General features: G+C 64.6%; 11 protein-coding genes. 7 read left to right on the top strand and 4 right to left on the bottom strand.

Translation table 11 applies throughout. The annotated features are described in order from the left end of the window. The 6 genes from polC (at nt 1) to ACSC1R_RS04665 (ending at nt 9,044) form a co-directional block, all read left to right on the top strand. Nucleotides 1-5,031, top strand: a complete 5,031-nt coding sequence (polC, locus tag ACSC1R_RS04690) for a DNA polymerase II large subunit (RefSeq protein WP_439027917.1) — start codon at nt 1-3, stop codon at nt 5,029-5,031. Nucleotides 5,032-5,457: 426 nt separating this feature from the next. Further along, nucleotides 5,458-6,018: a response regulator gene (locus ACSC1R_RS04685; RefSeq protein ID WP_439027916.1), complete on the top strand. Its 561-nt coding sequence runs from the start codon at nt 5,458-5,460 to the stop codon at nt 6,016-6,018. A 33-nt stretch (nt 6,019-6,051) separates the two neighbouring features. Then, the gene (locus ACSC1R_RS04680) at nt 6,052-6,711 is read left to right on the top strand and encodes a DUF7504 family protein (protein WP_439027915.1); all 660 of its coding nucleotides are present in this window, start codon (nt 6,052-6,054) and stop codon (nt 6,709-6,711) included. After that, nucleotides 6,704-7,684: a hypothetical protein gene (locus ACSC1R_RS04675; RefSeq protein WP_439027914.1), complete on the top strand. Its 981-nt coding sequence runs from the start codon at nt 6,704-6,706 to the stop codon at nt 7,682-7,684. The genes ACSC1R_RS04680 and ACSC1R_RS04675 overlap by 8 nt, the downstream gene beginning before the upstream one ends. Before the next feature lie 106 nt (nt 7,685-7,790). Then, the gene (locus tag ACSC1R_RS04670; protein WP_439027913.1) at nt 7,791-8,087 is read left to right on the top strand and encodes a DUF7130 family rubredoxin-like protein; all 297 of its coding nucleotides are present in this window, start codon (nt 7,791-7,793) and stop codon (nt 8,085-8,087) included. Between the two features lie 33 nt (nt 8,088-8,120). Continuing rightward, the gene (locus tag ACSC1R_RS04665) at nt 8,121-9,044 is read left to right on the top strand and encodes a ketopantoate reductase family protein (RefSeq protein WP_439027912.1); all 924 of its coding nucleotides are present in this window, start codon (nt 8,121-8,123) and stop codon (nt 9,042-9,044) included. Between the two features lie 20 nt (nt 9,045-9,064). On the opposite strand, the gene ACSC1R_RS04660 is transcribed toward ACSC1R_RS04665, so the two are convergent. The 4 genes from ACSC1R_RS04660 to ACSC1R_RS04645 form a co-directional block, all read right to left on the bottom strand. After that, complete coding sequence (locus ACSC1R_RS04660; protein WP_439027911.1) at nt 9,065-10,102, bottom strand: lysylphosphatidylglycerol synthase transmembrane domain-containing protein; 1,038 nt, start codon at nt 10,100-10,102, stop codon at nt 9,065-9,067. A gap of 1 nt (nt 10,103) precedes the next feature. After that, nucleotides 10,104-11,633, bottom strand: coding sequence for a sulfatase-like hydrolase/transferase (locus tag ACSC1R_RS04655; RefSeq protein ID WP_439027910.1), 1,530 nt, complete (start codon nt 11,631-11,633; stop codon nt 10,104-10,106). 78 nt (nt 11,634-11,711) lie between these two features. Continuing rightward, nucleotides 11,712-12,077 (bottom strand): NifU family protein, encoded by a 366-nt coding sequence (locus ACSC1R_RS04650; protein ID WP_439027909.1) that lies wholly within the window; start codon nt 12,075-12,077, stop codon nt 11,712-11,714. Nucleotides 12,078-12,378: 301 nt separating this feature from the next. Then, the gene (locus ACSC1R_RS04645) at nt 12,379-12,699 is read right to left on the bottom strand and encodes a DUF5783 family protein (protein WP_439027908.1); all 321 of its coding nucleotides are present in this window, start codon (nt 12,697-12,699) and stop codon (nt 12,379-12,381) included. A gap of 111 nt (nt 12,700-12,810) precedes the next feature. Between ACSC1R_RS04645 and ACSC1R_RS04640 the strand changes: the two genes are divergently transcribed. Further along, complete coding sequence (locus ACSC1R_RS04640) at nt 12,811-14,610, top strand: vWA domain-containing protein (protein ID WP_439027907.1); 1,800 nt, start codon at nt 12,811-12,813, stop codon at nt 14,608-14,610. The last annotated feature ends 40 nt before the right edge of the window (nt 14,611-14,650 follow it).

Genomic DNA, 14,650 nt, shown 5'->3' with positions numbered 1-14,650 from the left:
ATGCGGGAGGAAGACGAACGGTACTTCGAGCGCATCGAATCGCGCCTCGACGAGGCGTTCGAGCTGGCCGAGCGCGCCAAACAGCGCGGCGGCGACCCCGAACCCGAGGTCGAGATTCCGACCGCCCGCGACATGGCCGACCGTGTCGAGAACATCCTCGGTATCGACGGTGTCGCCGAGCGCGTGCGCGAACTCGAGGGCGAGATGAGCCGTGAGGAGGCCGCGCTCGAACTGGTCACGGACTTCGTCGAGGGGGAGGTCGGTGACTACGAGACGCGCGAGGGGAAGATAGAGGGCGCAGTCAGGACCGCGGTCGCCCTCCTCACCGAGGGGGTCGTCGCGGCCCCGATCGAAGGTATCGACCGCGTCGAGTTGCTCCAGAACGACGACGGCACCGAGTTCGTCAACGTCTACTACGCCGGGCCGATTCGCTCGGCGGGTGGGACCGCCCAGGCGCTCTCGGTGCTCGTCGCCGACTACGCCCGCGCTCTCCTCGACATCGACGAGTTCAAAGCTCGGACCGAGGAGGTCGAGCGATACGCCGAGGAGATCGGCCTGTACGACAAGGAGACGGGTCTCCAGTACTCGCCGAAGGACAAGGAGACGAAGTTCATCGCCAAGCACATGCCCATCATGCTCGACGGCGAGGCCACCGGCGACGAGGAGGTCTCGGGGTATCGGGACCTCGAACGGGTGGACACGAACTCCGCCCGCGGTGGGATGTGTCTCGTCCTCGCGGAGGGTATCGCGCTGAAGGCCCCGAAGATTCAACGCTACACGAAGAACCTCGACGAGGTCGACTGGCCGTGGCTTCAGGACCTCATCGACGGCACCTACTACGACGACGACCACGGAGCGGAAGACGAGAGCGACGACGGCGACGACGCGGAGGCTTCGGAGGGTGACGACGAAGCCGACCAGGACGCCGAGGGAGAGGAGCTGGAACCAGCCGGCCCCGATGGCCCGCCCCGCGTCGAACCCGCCACGAAGTACCTGCGCGACCTCATCGCGGGTCGCCCCGTCTTCGGGCACCCCTGCAGCGCTGGCGGCTTCCGCCTGCGCTACGGTCGCTCGCGCAACCACGGCTTCGCGACTGCGGGCGTCCACCCTGCGACGATGCACCTCGTGGACGACTTCCTCGCGACGGGGACCCAGATTAAGACCGAACGACCCGGGAAGGCCGCCGGTGTCGTCCCCGTCGACAGCATCGAGGGACCCACGGTCCGCCTCGCGAACGGGGACGTGCGCCGCATCGACGACCCCGAGGAGGCCCTCGAAGTCAGAAATGGCGTCGAGAAGATACTCGACGCCGGCGAGTACCTCGTCAACTTCGGCGAGTTCGTCGAGAACAACCATCCCCTCGCCCCCGCTTCCTACACCGTCGAGTGGTGGCGACAGGACCTCGATGCGACCGACTGCAACGTGCAGGCGCTCGAAGACTCGCCCCACGTGAACCTCGCGGACCCCAGCGCCGAGGAGGCGCTCGACTGGGCCGACGCCTACGACGCGCCGTTGCACCCGAAGTACACCTACCTCTGGCACGACATCGGCGTCGAGCAGTTCGACGACCTCGCCGAGGCGGTCGCAGACGGCTTCGTCGAGGACGGCACCCTGCACATCCCCAGTTCGGACGCCATCCGCGAGACCGCAGAACACATCCTCCTCCAGCACACCCAGACCGACGACGAACTCCTCGTCCGCGACTGGGTCCCCTTCGTCCGCAGTCTCGGGCTCACTCGCGACCTCGAGAAACCGTGGGAACTGGACGACCTCTCGCCCGATGCCCGCCAGTGGGACGGCGGCGACAATGCAGTCAAAGCGGTCAACGAAGTCGCTCCCTTCGAGGTCCAGGAACGTGCCCCGACCCGCATCGGCACCCGGATGGGCCGCCCCGAGAAGTCGGAGTCCCGCGACCTCTCGCCTGCGGTCCACACCCTGTTCCCGGTCGGCGAGGCCGGCGGCAGCCAGCGCTCGGTGTCCGAAGCTGCGAAGTTCGCGCCGGACATGCGCTCGACCCCCGGCGTCATCGAGGCCCAGGTCGGCGACCGCGAGTGCACCCAGTGCGGCGAACACAGCTTCAAGGTCCGCTGCCCGAAGTGCGACGGCCGCACGGAACCGCACTACTGGTGCCCCGACTGTGAGCAGGAACTCGAACCGGACGAAGCCGGTCGTGTCTATTGCGACCGCTGTGAGCGCGACGGCACCAGCGTCGACTTCACCGAGATAGACATCAAAGCCGAGTACTGGGACGCCCTCGATGCCGTCGGCGAACGCGAGAACGCCTTCAAGATACTCAAGGGCGTCAAGGGACTCTCCTCGGCGAACAAGACCCCCGAACCGATGGAGAAAGGCGTCCTCCGCGCGAAACACGGCGTCTCGTCGTTCAAGGACGGCACGGTCCGCTACGACATGACCGACCTGCCCGTCACGTCGGTCCGGCCGGTCGAACTCGACGCGACCGCCGACCAGTTCCGCGGCCTCGGCTACGAGGAGGACATCCACGGCGACCCCCTGCGCCACGACGACCAGCTGGTCGAACTCAAGGTACAGGACATCGTCCTCTCCGACGGCGCGGCCGAACACATGCTCAAGACCGCCGACTTCGTCGACGACCTCCTCGAATCCTACTACGGCGTCGAACCCTTCTACGAGATGGACGACCGCGAGGAGTTGATCGGAGAGCTCGTCTTCGGGATGGCACCCCACACCTCAGCCGCGACCGTGGGCCGGGTCGTCGGGTTCACGAGTGCAGCAGTCGGGTACGCGCATCCGTACTTCCACGCGGCCAAGCGTCGGAACTGCTTCCACCCGGAGACCAAGGTCTGGTTCGAGGACGAGTCGGGCGAGACGCACTACGACGAGATTCAGAGCTTCGTCGAGGAGCGTCTCGACCCCGAGACCGCCGACGAGGACGACTTCGGGACGCTCGTGCAGGAACTCGATGGCGATGTGTTCGTTCCCAGTGTGGATGACGACGGGAATGTCGTCAGGAAGCCGGTCGAAGCCGTGTCGAAGCATCGAGCACAGGACCACTTCGTCCGAATCGAAACCCGAAGTGGCCGTACAATCGAGGTAACACCAGACCACGACATGAAGCGCTGGTCGGACGGTGTCGAGAGTATCTCGGCAAGTTCGGTGTCGGTTGGAGACACGCTCCCGATGCCCAAGACGGTGGAGTACGATGGCCGGATGCAGTCCTTTGACCTTCTCGAAGAAATCATCGGTCTCGATTCGATTCCGAACGAAGATCTGGTCGTCCGGGGTATCGGTGAGACGGAATTAAAACAGATTCTGGACGAGGCTACCGAAGGACAGGGCTACTGCAAGGCAACTGCCGAGGCTCTTCAGGTCAGCCAGTCTACGGTCTACAACTGGGTTTCGAGAGACAGTATCCCTGTCTCAGTGCTTTCCACTCTCATCGGAGAGACTGAACTCGTTGCGCAGGTTCCCGACGACGTTTCCCTTGGAGTGAGACGGGACTCGACCTCTGTCGACCGGCATCTCACCATCTCAGAAGATGTTGGTCTCCTGCTAGGGTACTACGCTGCTGAAGGCTTCTCCAGACGAGAGGCGGGTTCATTCTACCAGACGACTATCTGTATCCCGGACGTGCAGGCCCGACAGCAGATAATCGAGACCTTCGAGCAGGAACTCGGTGTCGAAGCCTTTGAAGAGAGCGAGTGGAAGGTCACCGTGTCGAATCGAATCGTGGCTGCCGTCTTCGAGGAGGTCTTGCAAGCAGGAAATAGGGCGGAGAACAAGTCGGTCCCCTCGTGTATCGTCTCCTCACCGAAACACGTTGTCAGGGCGTTCCTCAGCGGCTACTTCAGCGGTGACGGTTCCACCTCCAGCGACCGAGCGGACATCAGGGCACACACCGTCAGCGACGACCTTGCTGAGGAATTGGTCGCAATCCTGAAACGGTTCGGAATCTCGGCAAAACGGTACACGGAGACACGGACTGTCGACTCGGGTGTTGTTTCGGAGTTCTACGACGACTCCCCAACTTTCGACACAGAGGTCCTCAAAATCACGTCTGAGAACGCAGTGCGGTTCGCAGAGCGTATCGGTTTCCATCTCGACCGGAAGCGCGACACGCTCGAAACCGCGCTCGACAGTATCGAAGTACGCTCGCAACGTCTCTTCGGTGATGGGGGCGGTGTCCTGCTCGATGAAGTCACGAGCGTTGAGCACACCGGTGCAGACGTCGAGCACACTTACTGCCTGACCGTCGAGGATACTCACTCACTGGTCGCGAGCGACTTGTTCATCGGCCAGTGCGACGGCGACGAAGACTGCGTCATGCTCCTGCTCGACGGCCTGCTGAACTTCAGCAAGTCCTTCCTCCCCGACAAGCGGGGCGGGAAGATGGACGCCCCGCTCGTGATGTCCAGCCGTATCGACCCCTCCGAGATCGACGACGAGGCGCACAACATGGACATCATGTGGGAGTACCCGCGCGAGTTCTACGAGGCGACCCGCGAGATGGCGGACCCGGACGACGTCGAGGACATCATGAAGATCGCCGAGGAGACACTCGGAACGGACCGCGAGTACACCGAGTTCGCACACACCCACGACACGACCAACATCCACCTTGGGCCGGCGCTGTCGGCGTACAAGACGCTCGGGTCGATGCAGGACAAGATGGACGCCCAGCTATTGCTCTCGCGAAAACTCCGGTCGGTCGACGAGACCGACGTGGCAGAGCGCATCATCGAGGGGCACTTCCTGCCGGACCTCATCGGGAACCTGCGTGCCTTCTCCCGACAGGAGACGCGGTGTCTCGACTGCGGCGAGAAGTACCGGCGGATGCCCCTGACCGGGGATTGCCGGGAGTGCGGTGGCCGGGTGAACCTCACGGTCCACCAGGGCTCGGTGAACAAGTACATGCAGACGGCTATCAACGTCGCCGACGACTTCGGCTGCCGGAACTACACGAAACAGCGCCTCGAGAAGCTGGAGAAGGCGTTGAACTCCATCTTCGAGAACGACAAGAACAAGCAATCGGGTATCGCGGACTTCATGTAGTCGGTCGCGAGCGTAGCGAGCGAGTTTTTGGTCCAGCTTTTTGGAGGAGAGGTTCGCGACCACGGGGAGCGAACCCGACGTAGAAAACGGTGGTCGCAGGAGGAGAAGAACAAGCAATCGGGTATCGCGGACTTCATGTAGTCGGTCGCGAGCGAACCGATACCCTGTTGGGCGAACCGGGGCCATCTCGGTACTGTAGAATATTGTGAACTATTGGTGGGTTATTTTCTACCAGTGTTCGAAAATCGAAGGACAGGCTCTGATACTTGACTCTATTGCCGACCACCGATGGTAACTAAGTTGTTGGATAGGTAATAAACGGCGATAAACTATTTCCCAGTGTGGGTTTGATAGGCAGTGTATCTCAAGCCTGTTGCGGGGCGGCAGGGGCTGGTGGTGAGGCGTCCTGCACAGGGGACAGTGACCATGAAACGTGAACCTAGACCGACGGTGCTGCTCGTCGACGACGAACCGGAGATTGCGGACCTCTATACCGAGTTCCTCACGGGTCAGTACGACGTTCGCACTGCCTACGGGAGCGAGCAGGCGTTCGACCTGCTCGACGACGCGGTCGACGTGGTACTCCTCGACCGGCGGATGCCGGACCACTCCGGTAGCGAGGTGCTCGAACGCATCCGGGCGGATGGGTACGACTGTCTCGTGGCGATGGTCACCGGAGTCGAACCCGACTTCGACCTCCTCGACCTCGGCTTCGACGACTACCTGGTCAAGCCAGCAGGCCGTCAGGACCTGCGGGGGCTCGTCGAACGGCTGCTTCGCCGGTCGACGTACGACGTGCGGTTCCAGCGCCACTTCGCCCTCTCGTCGAAACTCGCGGCGCTGGAGGCGTACAGGGACCCCGACGAACTCGCCGAGAACGACGAGTACAGGCGGCTGAAGGCAGAACTCGACGAACTCGACGGCGTCCTCACCGCGACCCTGGACGAGATGGAGACCGACGAGGTGGCGCTCCTGTTTCGCGGCTGAGCGGGCGCTCTGATACGCACACCACGACACTACATGACGATTTCCGACCAGCACTTCGACACCCTGACCGATTCCGTAGACCTCTCGTTCCTCACGGCGGGAACGAGTGTGCTCGTCACTGGTGCGACTGCGACCGACCAGCGGACGGTTCTCATCAGACTACTCCGGGAGACCCCGGCGACCGCGGGCACAGTGTTCCTGTCGACCGAGCCCGACCCGATGGCGGCGAAGGCGGCCTGCGAGCAGCTGCTCACCGACCGGAGCGGACCGGTCGGGTTCGTCGGCACCACCGAGCACGAGGGGGTGACGGTCTCGCTTCCGAGTCGGGTCCACCACCGGGACGTCTCGCCGGTTCCGACCGTGCCAGAACTGGGCGAGGCGATGCTCTCGCTGGTCGACGGGTTCACGACTCACCGCGACGGCACGCCGACCCGGTTCGGCATCGATTCGCTGTCGACGCTCCTGGAGACGGGGAACGTCCAGCTGGTGTACCGGTTCGTCCACATCCTCACCCGGCGCATCGAGAGCGCCGGTGCCATCGTCGTGTTCACCCTCGATGAAGCCGCCCACGACGAGGCCGACATCTGGACGTTCAAACGGCTGTTCGACTACGACGTCTGTCTCGCGCGGGAGCCGGACGGGTCGGTGTCGATGACGGCCGAGAGGCTGGATGGTGACGGTGCCGATGGATGACGAGAAACTCGTCGAGGCCATCACGGAGGCGGTGGACGACGACGAGGTCCGGGACGCGGTCGCGGAGGCGATGGCCGACGACGAGGTCCGGAACGCGCTAGCCGAGGCAGTCGAGGAGGAGGCGGTCAAGGAGGCCAGTTCCCGACTGATGGATGCCCGGGCACGCGATGGTGCCGAGGTCGTGGAGGCGACAGCGACCGCGGCAGGCACGGTGGCCGAGACACACGCCGACGCCGAGGAAGATGACGACGATACCGACGGAGACACGGGGGGTGAAGTGGCCGAGACGGGCACGGTCGACACGGGTCGAACCACACCGCGAACGTCGGCGGACGACGAGGAAGACGAAGCGGACGACGATTCGCTCGAGACCCACGAACTGATACAGAGGCTGGTCGACGAGTGGACGCCTCCGGACTCGACGGACCACTCGTACCCGATGACGCTGCGCTCGTATCTCGACGCCGAACTCAACGAGGACGTCGAGTCGGTCTGGGAACGCCACATCGTCGAGACTCGCCACGGACAGGACACGTGCGACGTCATCGTCGACGGTGTCATCGGTATCAAGTTCGTCCACGACTTCTCGAAGGGCGACCTGATGCGGCTGTCGCGGTCGCTGCAGGCGTACGCCACCCAGCACAAACACCTCATCGTCTACGTCCACGGGTCGAGCGCCCTCGTCAACCGCTGGCGCATCCTGAAGCGGAAGTACACCGCCGAGCGCATCGGGGTCGAGTCGTTCGCGTTCGTCATCGAGTCGCGGCCGGGAACGGACCCGAACCCGCGGGGCGACGGCAAGGTTAGCAAGGGTGTGGCCGGGTTCACGGCGCTGGTCACGCTCGTCGGTATCGCCCTCGTGGAGGTCGCGGCGTTCGTCACCTTCGGGACAGACGTGGCGGCCGTCCTCGGGTTCGTCATGGCGGTCGCCTGGCTCGCCCACCAGGTCTACACCGCGCCGGCGCGGTCGTGAAGTCACCTCGGCAATCGGGGACGAACCGGCTGGAACCACCGTCGAACGTCGGGGCTCTCCTATGTTTGCACTCTGTTTTAAGGTCCTTGCGACCGTCTACCACAGTATGAGCGAGAGCCAGCAGACGAAGCTCCGGTTCGGCACCGCCATCTACACAGAGGACGGGACGAAGGTCGGGACCATCCGCGGCTTCGACGAGCACGGCTTCTACGTCACCGCCGACGAGGGCATCGAAGGGATGAGCATCGAGCACATCCGGGCCGGTCACGAGTTCGGTGAGGGCGAGCTGATGTGGCGCTGCTGGGAGTGCGGCGAGATGGGCCGACTGGACAGCGACATCCCGGACGAGTGCCCGAGCTGTGGCACCGGGAAAGAGGACATCTACTACTGGACGGAAGACTAGTCGTTTTTGCCGTCGCCCCGCGGAGGGGCCGGTATGCGAATCTGCATCTACGGGGCGGGGAGCCTGGGGAGCCTCGTCGGGGGCATCCTCGGCCACCACGGGCACGACGTGACGCTCGTGGGCCGCGACCCGCACGTCTCGACGGTCAGTGAGTCGGGACTTCGAGTCGTCGTGCCTGACGGCACGTTCACCGTCGACGTGGCCGCGACGACCGACGCGAGCGACTGCGATACCGCCGACCTCGCCATCGTGACGGTGAAAGCGTTCGACACCGCTGATGCGGCCCGCGACCTCGCGGACTGCGACGTCGACGCGGTCTGCTCGTTCCAGAACGGGATGGGCAACGAGGCGACGCTCGCCCGGCACCTCGACTGTCCGGTGTACGCCGGGACGGTCACCTACGGGGCCGTCCTCCGTGAACCCGGAACGGTCGAGTGCACCGGCGTGGGCGAGGTGGTCTTCGGGCCACACGAGGGTGGCGACGGACCACTGGACGACGCCCTCGCGACCGCCTTCACAGAGGGCGGACTGGTCGCCGAACTCGCACCCGACATGCCGCGACGACTCTGGGAGAAACTCGCAGTGAACGCGGGTATCAACACGGTGACGGCGCTCGCCGACGTCGACAACGGGGACCTGCTCGCGGGCGAGGCCCACGAACTCGCGACGAAGGCGGCGACGGAGACGGCGCGGGTCGCCCGCGGGCACGACGTAGCCCTGTCGAACCGCGAGGCGGTCGCGGCGGTCGAAGCGGTCGCCGAGGCGACGGCGGCGAACACCTCCTCGATGCGTCAGGACATCCACGACGTAAAACGGACCGAGGTCGACGCCATCACCGGTTACGTGGTCGAGCAGGCCGCAGAGATTCCGGACGCACACGTTTCAGTCCCGGTCTGTGACACCACGACCCGACTGCTCCGGGCGTGGGAGGAAGGCCGCGGCCTGCGGCCGGACTGATTCTGACCTCCTCGCCCTGCTCAGGCCCGAATCGTCACCCACAGCGCCGCGATACCGCCGACGACGAGCGCGAACAGGTAGCTCTCGACGCGGTAGAGCGTGGCGACGGCGAGCGCGCCGCTTTGCGTGAGTCCTGCGACCTGCGAGAGCAAGACGGTGAGCGCCCCTTCGACCGCGCCGAGGCCGCCCGGCGTGGGGACCAGTCCGGCGATGGTCGAGGCGGGGACGATGAAGAACACGAGGATGGGGTTCATCTCCGAACCGGTGGCACGGACTGCAGTGTACATCGGGATGGTAAAGAAGAACCAGCCGAGGTAGGAGTAGCCAAGCGCCCGTGCGAGTGCCCTGGGTTCGGCCGCGATACGCTCGATGGCGGTGTAGAATCGTTCGATTCGATTCCGGATACCGTCCGCGCTGATTCGACTGGTGAGCCGTGAGAGCGGTCTGACGATGCGGACGACCGCCTCCTCGACGCCGGTCCGGTGTCGCCACCCGGCCCAGACGATAGCCGGGACGCCGACGGCGAGCGCACCGAGGCCGATGACGAGGTTGTCGACGGTCTCCGAGCCCCGGAACGACGACTGGAACAGGAGGTACGCGACCCCGACGGCGGCGAAGTTGAAAAAGGGGAGCAGGTTCAACAGGTCGGCGGTCACGACGCTCGCGAGGCTCTGCTCGTAGTCGGCGTCGGTGTCCCGCGAGAGGACGTAGGCGATGAACGGCTCGCCACCGGCCTGCCCGAGCGGGGTGACGTAGTTGGCGAACGTCGCCGCCAGGTACGTCACGACCAGCTTGTGATAGGGCACTTCGATGCCGCCGACGCCCAGCACGATCTGCCAGGCCCGGCCCCACATCATGAGACATAGCAGCGTCGAGAGACAGCCGAGGCCGACCCAGACGGGGTCGGCTGCCTGGAGTTCGGCGATGGTGTCTTCCCACCCGACGACGGTGCCGAGCAGATAGACGAGGGCGAGGGCGATGACGAAGCCCACGCCCATCTTCACGAGGGTCTGTCGACCGAACATCTCGGTGAACGACCCGCCCTTCTGGTCCGTCACGTTATTCGATGTAGCCGAGGTCCTGCAGTCGGTCTTTCGCGTCGTCGCTCATGTCGCCGAGGACGTCGTCGTCGTCGACCTCTTTCCACTCACCGCCGACGAGGTCTTCGAACTCGGAGAGAGTCGCCTCGACCTCCGCTTTGACGGGGTCGTCGTCGGCGATGCGGTCGTCGGTCTCGCCGGGGTCCGCGTCGATGCGGTAGAACTCGTCGGTGATGCGCTCGTTCCGGATGTACTTCCCGTCGAGGCGACGGGCGGCGCGCATCCGCGAGTAGAACCGGGAGTCCGTATCGAGCGTGATACCCGCGGCACTGGCCTTCTGTTCGAGCTGTTTGAGTTCGACGACGGGCTGGTAGTACTCAACGAAGGCGTACTCGCCGAAGTCCACGTCTTCGGTGTCGGCCGTGCTGGTCCGCGGCGGGGTCACGCCCTCGCGGTGCGTGTCCGACAGCAGCGAGCGAGAGCGGTCGAGGTCGACCGCCTGTGCGTCGCCCGTCTCGACACCTGCGTGGTCGAGGACAGTGTGGTAGAGGTCGACGAGTTCGAGTTGCTGGTCGTACCGACCGGGCTCGATGTCGGGGTGTTTCACCATGCACGGGACGTTCACGAGGGGGTCGTAGATACAGAACTCGTGACCGTACAGGTCGTGCTCCCCGAACAGTTCGCCGTGGTCCGCACACACCACGACGAGGGTGTCCTCCCAGTGGCCCTCTGCTTTCATCCAGTCGAACAGGCGCTGGAGTTCGGCGTCGATGTGACGAATCTCGGCGTCGTAGAGGCCCTGGATGTCCTGCCACTCGTCGTCGTCGATGTCGCGAGCACCGCAGTTGTACTCCTTGGAGTTCTGGCAGACCTGCTGCGGGTCGGCACCGGGGGCGAACTCGTCGCGATATTTCTTGGGCGGGTGGTATGGGAGGTGAGCGTCCATCAGGTTGATGAACTGAAACCAGTTGCCGTCGGCCGAATCGATGAAGTCTTTCGACTGGTCGATGACCTGTGGCGTCTTCGAGTCGGCCCCCTCACCGCTGGCGAGGTACTCGTGAGCCTTGTTGCCCACCGAGACGAGCCAGTCCGCTATCTTGCGGAGCCGGTCGTTGTCGTTCATCGTCTTCCAGGCCTTCGCCATCGGCCCGGAGAGGAAGTCGCCGGGCATGACCTCGAAGAAGTTGTCCTGGTCGTCGAACCCGTCGGTCAGGTGCGTGTACGGGGTAATCCAGGCGTTCGAGGAGTAACAGGCGCTCTGGTGGGTGCCAGAGAGCGTCTGGGCGAGCGTCGTCGCGCCTTCGAGGTACGGGTTCTCCTGACTGGCACCGTGCTGACTCGGGTACAGGCCGGTGAACAGCGAGGCGTGAACCGGGAGCGTCCACGGGGCCGGTGCGACGGCCTGCTCGTAGACGGCTGCCTCCTCGGCGAACGCCTCCAGTCCTGGCGTCGTCGGGCGGTCGTACCCGTAGACGGACAGGTGGTCCTTCCGCACCGTGTCCATCACGACGAAGAGGACGTTCTGTCCGGCCGTGTCGGTGCGTTCCATACTGGTGCTCGGGTGGACCGGAGACTAAGTACTGTTGTTTTCGCCGAGCGAACTACAAACGGAGAGACGAACTCGAAGTTAGAACGGGGCCTGCGGGCCTTCGTCGTCCTCTGCGTCGTCGTCGACGGTCTCGCCGGGGAACGACGGGGACATGCCACCGCCGCCGCCGTGGCCACCGTCGCCGCCCATGCCGGTCTCGGCGTGGACCGCGGTAATCTCGGGAATCTCCTTGACCATGCGGGACTTGATGGCCTGGATGGTCATCGGGGAGATACCGCACCCGGAGCACGCGCCGCCGAGCAGGATGGTGACCTCGCCGGATTCGCGGTCGAGGTCCTGGATGGCCGCGCTACCCCCGTGCATCTGAATCTGTGGGAAGTTGCGACGGAGGAAGTTGGTGACTCGTTCCTCGAGGTCGTCGCCCTTCTGAGCGTCGGTACTCATGGATAGGGCTTGGGAGTCACTCTCCCTAAACCTTGCGCACCCGGTTCGAATTCGCGTCTCCGACGCTCGAAGCGCCGGCACCGCTCTCGTTCTCCTCTCCGCGCAGGAGGGTCACAGCCACCGAACACTTAAGCGGGAGCACGTTCATCTCAGCGTAGCTATGGGAATACTCAACGTACTGATGGAGATGATAGAGGGATACATGGAGGGCGGAACCGAAGAGGCCCTCTCCGAGGGCGTCGAAGAGGTCGCGGAAGAGGCAACCGGCAGGGACTTTTGAGACGCTCGTTAGAAGCCGCCGTCAGCGGATGTTGAACACGCGGCGGAGTTCCGACGCGATCTCGTCGGTGTACTCCGAGAGGATGGCGTCGAACTTCTCCTCGTCGACCACGACCGCCGTGAGCCGGTCGTACGGGTCCTCGGGCAGTTCGATAGTGAACTCGCCGTCGCCCTCGTAGTGCGGTTCGGACTCGTTGAGCACCTGCTGGTCGATGCCGTGGATGAGCTGTGAGTCGTACTTCTCGTTGAACGTGTTGAACGCGTTCTTGTACGCCTGCTGGAGGCGCGGGAAGTACTCGACGTACTTCTCCTCCTCGAAGGTCTCGGGGTCGAGGTCGTCCATACCTGAGAGATAGGTCACCCCCGACAAAAGTGGGGCGTTTCGTCGCGTCGGGGTGAAATCTTCCTTTCAGCTAGCCCACATCCTATGCGGTCGCCTGCCCTCTGTCTCACCATGTCCCCGCGAAATCGCAGAGCGTTCCTCTCGCTCACCACGGCCGCAGCCGCCTCCCTCGCCGGCTGCTCGCAGGTCTTCCCGGGCACGAGCCCGCGAACCGACGACGAAGACGGCGACGACAGCACCGACCCCCTCCCGACGACCGCACCGCCCGGCAGTCTGGTCGACGACTGGCAGTACGACCCCGGGCAGATGCAAGAAGACGTGGGCGGCAAAGGCGGCGGTGGTGGCGGCAGTGCGACCGCCACCGCCATGGCCACCTCGACCCAGAGCGCCGGGTCGGTCGGGCTCGCAGCCGGCGGCGCGAAGGACGTGAACAACTTCCGCCAGAACCTCGAGGAGGGCTACCTGCCAATCCCCTCGGACCTCTCGTACGAAGGACTGTTCTACGACTACTACTTCGACACCGGTTCGAAGGAGGCCTGCGAGTCGCTGTTCTGTCCCTCCTACTCGCCGGCCGTCACTGCCGACCCGCTCTCGGGCGAGACCGAGCGCTACCTCTCGGTCGGCCTGAACTCCGGGCTGGACGCGAGCGACTTCGACCGCAAGCGCCTGAACCTCGTGGTCGTCCTCGACATCTCCGGCTCGATGGGGTCGCCGTTCAGCCAGTACTACTACGACCAGTACGGGAACAAACAGGAGGTCGAAGACGCGGGCGACCGCCCGAAGATCGAGGTCGCGAAGGACGCCCTCGCCTCCCTCACCAAACAGCTTCGCCCCGGCGACCGCTTCGGCGTCGTCCTCTACAGCAGCACGGCCGCGGTCGCGAAGCCGATGAACCCGGTCGAAACGACCGACATGGACGCCATCCGCGGCCACATCGAGGAGGACATTCAGGCCACCGGGGGCACCAACCTCTCGGCGGGCCTCGACGCCGCCTCGGGGCTGCTCGAAGAGTACCACGATGCGGACCAGACGACCTACGAGAACCGGATGGTCGTCCTCACCGACGCGATGCCCAACATCGGCGACGTCAGTGCCGACAGCCTCGAAGACCGTCTCGCGCGCGAGGCCGAGTCGAACGTCCACAGCACCTTCGTCGGCATCGGCGTCGACTTCAACTCCGACATCGTCGACCAGATAACGAGCGTCCGCGGCGCGAACTACTACTCGGTCCACTCCGCGAAACAGTTCGAGGAACGGGTCACGGACGGGTTCGAGTACATGGTCACGCCACTCGTCTTCGACCTCTCGCTCGAACTCGACGCCGAGGGGTACGACATCGAGAAGGTCTACGGCTCCAGCGCCGCCGAGGAGGCGACGGGCGAACTCATGCAGGTGAACACGCTCTTCGCCTCGCCCACCTCGGAGGGCAAGACGAAGGGCGGGGTCGTGCTCGTGAAGGTGAGACAGACCGACGACTCTGGTTCCGGCCGACTCCGCCTCCGGGCCAGCTGGTCGGACCGGACCGGCACCCCTGGCGAGACCGAGACGACAATCGAGTTCCCCAGCGGCGGCCCCGAACAGTTCGCCAACTCCGGCGTCCGCAAGGCGGTCCTCCTCACCAGATACGCCGACCTGCTGAAGAACTGGATGGTCGCAGAACGCGAGTCCGGCGGCGACCCGCCCGCCGAGGGCATCGAGGTCCCCGAGTACGAACTCGGGCAGTGGGAACGCCAGTCCGACCCGCTTACCGTCTCCAGCGAATACCGCCAGCGCTTCGGCGAGTTCGCGACCTACTTCGAGTCCGAAATGGCCGCACTGGACGACGAGACGCTCCAGCAGGAACTCGACGTGCTCAGGAAGCTGACTGGAACCGAGCGCGTGGTCGCCAGTCTCGTGGCCACCGACACCTGATTTCGTATCGTGGCATACGGTTTATCGTCCTGTACCGGTC

The organism is Haloarchaeobius ordinarius (genome assembly GCF_051801355.1).
Lineage (GTDB): Archaea > Halobacteriota > Halobacteria > Halobacteriales > Natrialbaceae > Haloarchaeobius.
Note: the sequence above shows the minus strand (reverse complement) of the source record. Positions and strands in the feature narration are given on the sequence as shown.

Coding starts and splice junctions, on each gene's coding strand:
- polC (WP_439027917.1), top strand. CDS start 1: ATGCGGGAGGAAGACGAACGGTACTTCGAGCGCATCGAATCGCGCCTC.
- ACSC1R_RS04685 (WP_439027916.1), top strand. CDS start 5,458: ATGAAACGTGAACCTAGACCGACGGTGCTGCTCGTCGACGACGAACCG.
- ACSC1R_RS04680 (WP_439027915.1), top strand. CDS start 6,052: ATGACGATTTCCGACCAGCACTTCGACACCCTGACCGATTCCGTAGAC.
- ACSC1R_RS04675 (WP_439027914.1), top strand. CDS start 6,704: ATGGATGACGAGAAACTCGTCGAGGCCATCACGGAGGCGGTGGACGAC.
- ACSC1R_RS04670 (WP_439027913.1), top strand. CDS start 7,791: ATGAGCGAGAGCCAGCAGACGAAGCTCCGGTTCGGCACCGCCATCTAC.
- ACSC1R_RS04665 (WP_439027912.1), top strand. CDS start 8,121: ATGCGAATCTGCATCTACGGGGCGGGGAGCCTGGGGAGCCTCGTCGGG.
- ACSC1R_RS04655 (WP_439027910.1), bottom strand. CDS start 11,633: ATGGAACGCACCGACACGGCCGGACAGAACGTCCTCTTCGTCGTGATG.
- ACSC1R_RS04650 (WP_439027909.1), bottom strand. CDS start 12,077: ATGAGTACCGACGCTCAGAAGGGCGACGACCTCGAGGAACGAGTCACC.
- ACSC1R_RS04645 (WP_439027908.1), bottom strand. CDS start 12,699: ATGGACGACCTCGACCCCGAGACCTTCGAGGAGGAGAAGTACGTCGAG.
- ACSC1R_RS04640 (WP_439027907.1), top strand. CDS start 12,811: ATGTCCCCGCGAAATCGCAGAGCGTTCCTCTCGCTCACCACGGCCGCA.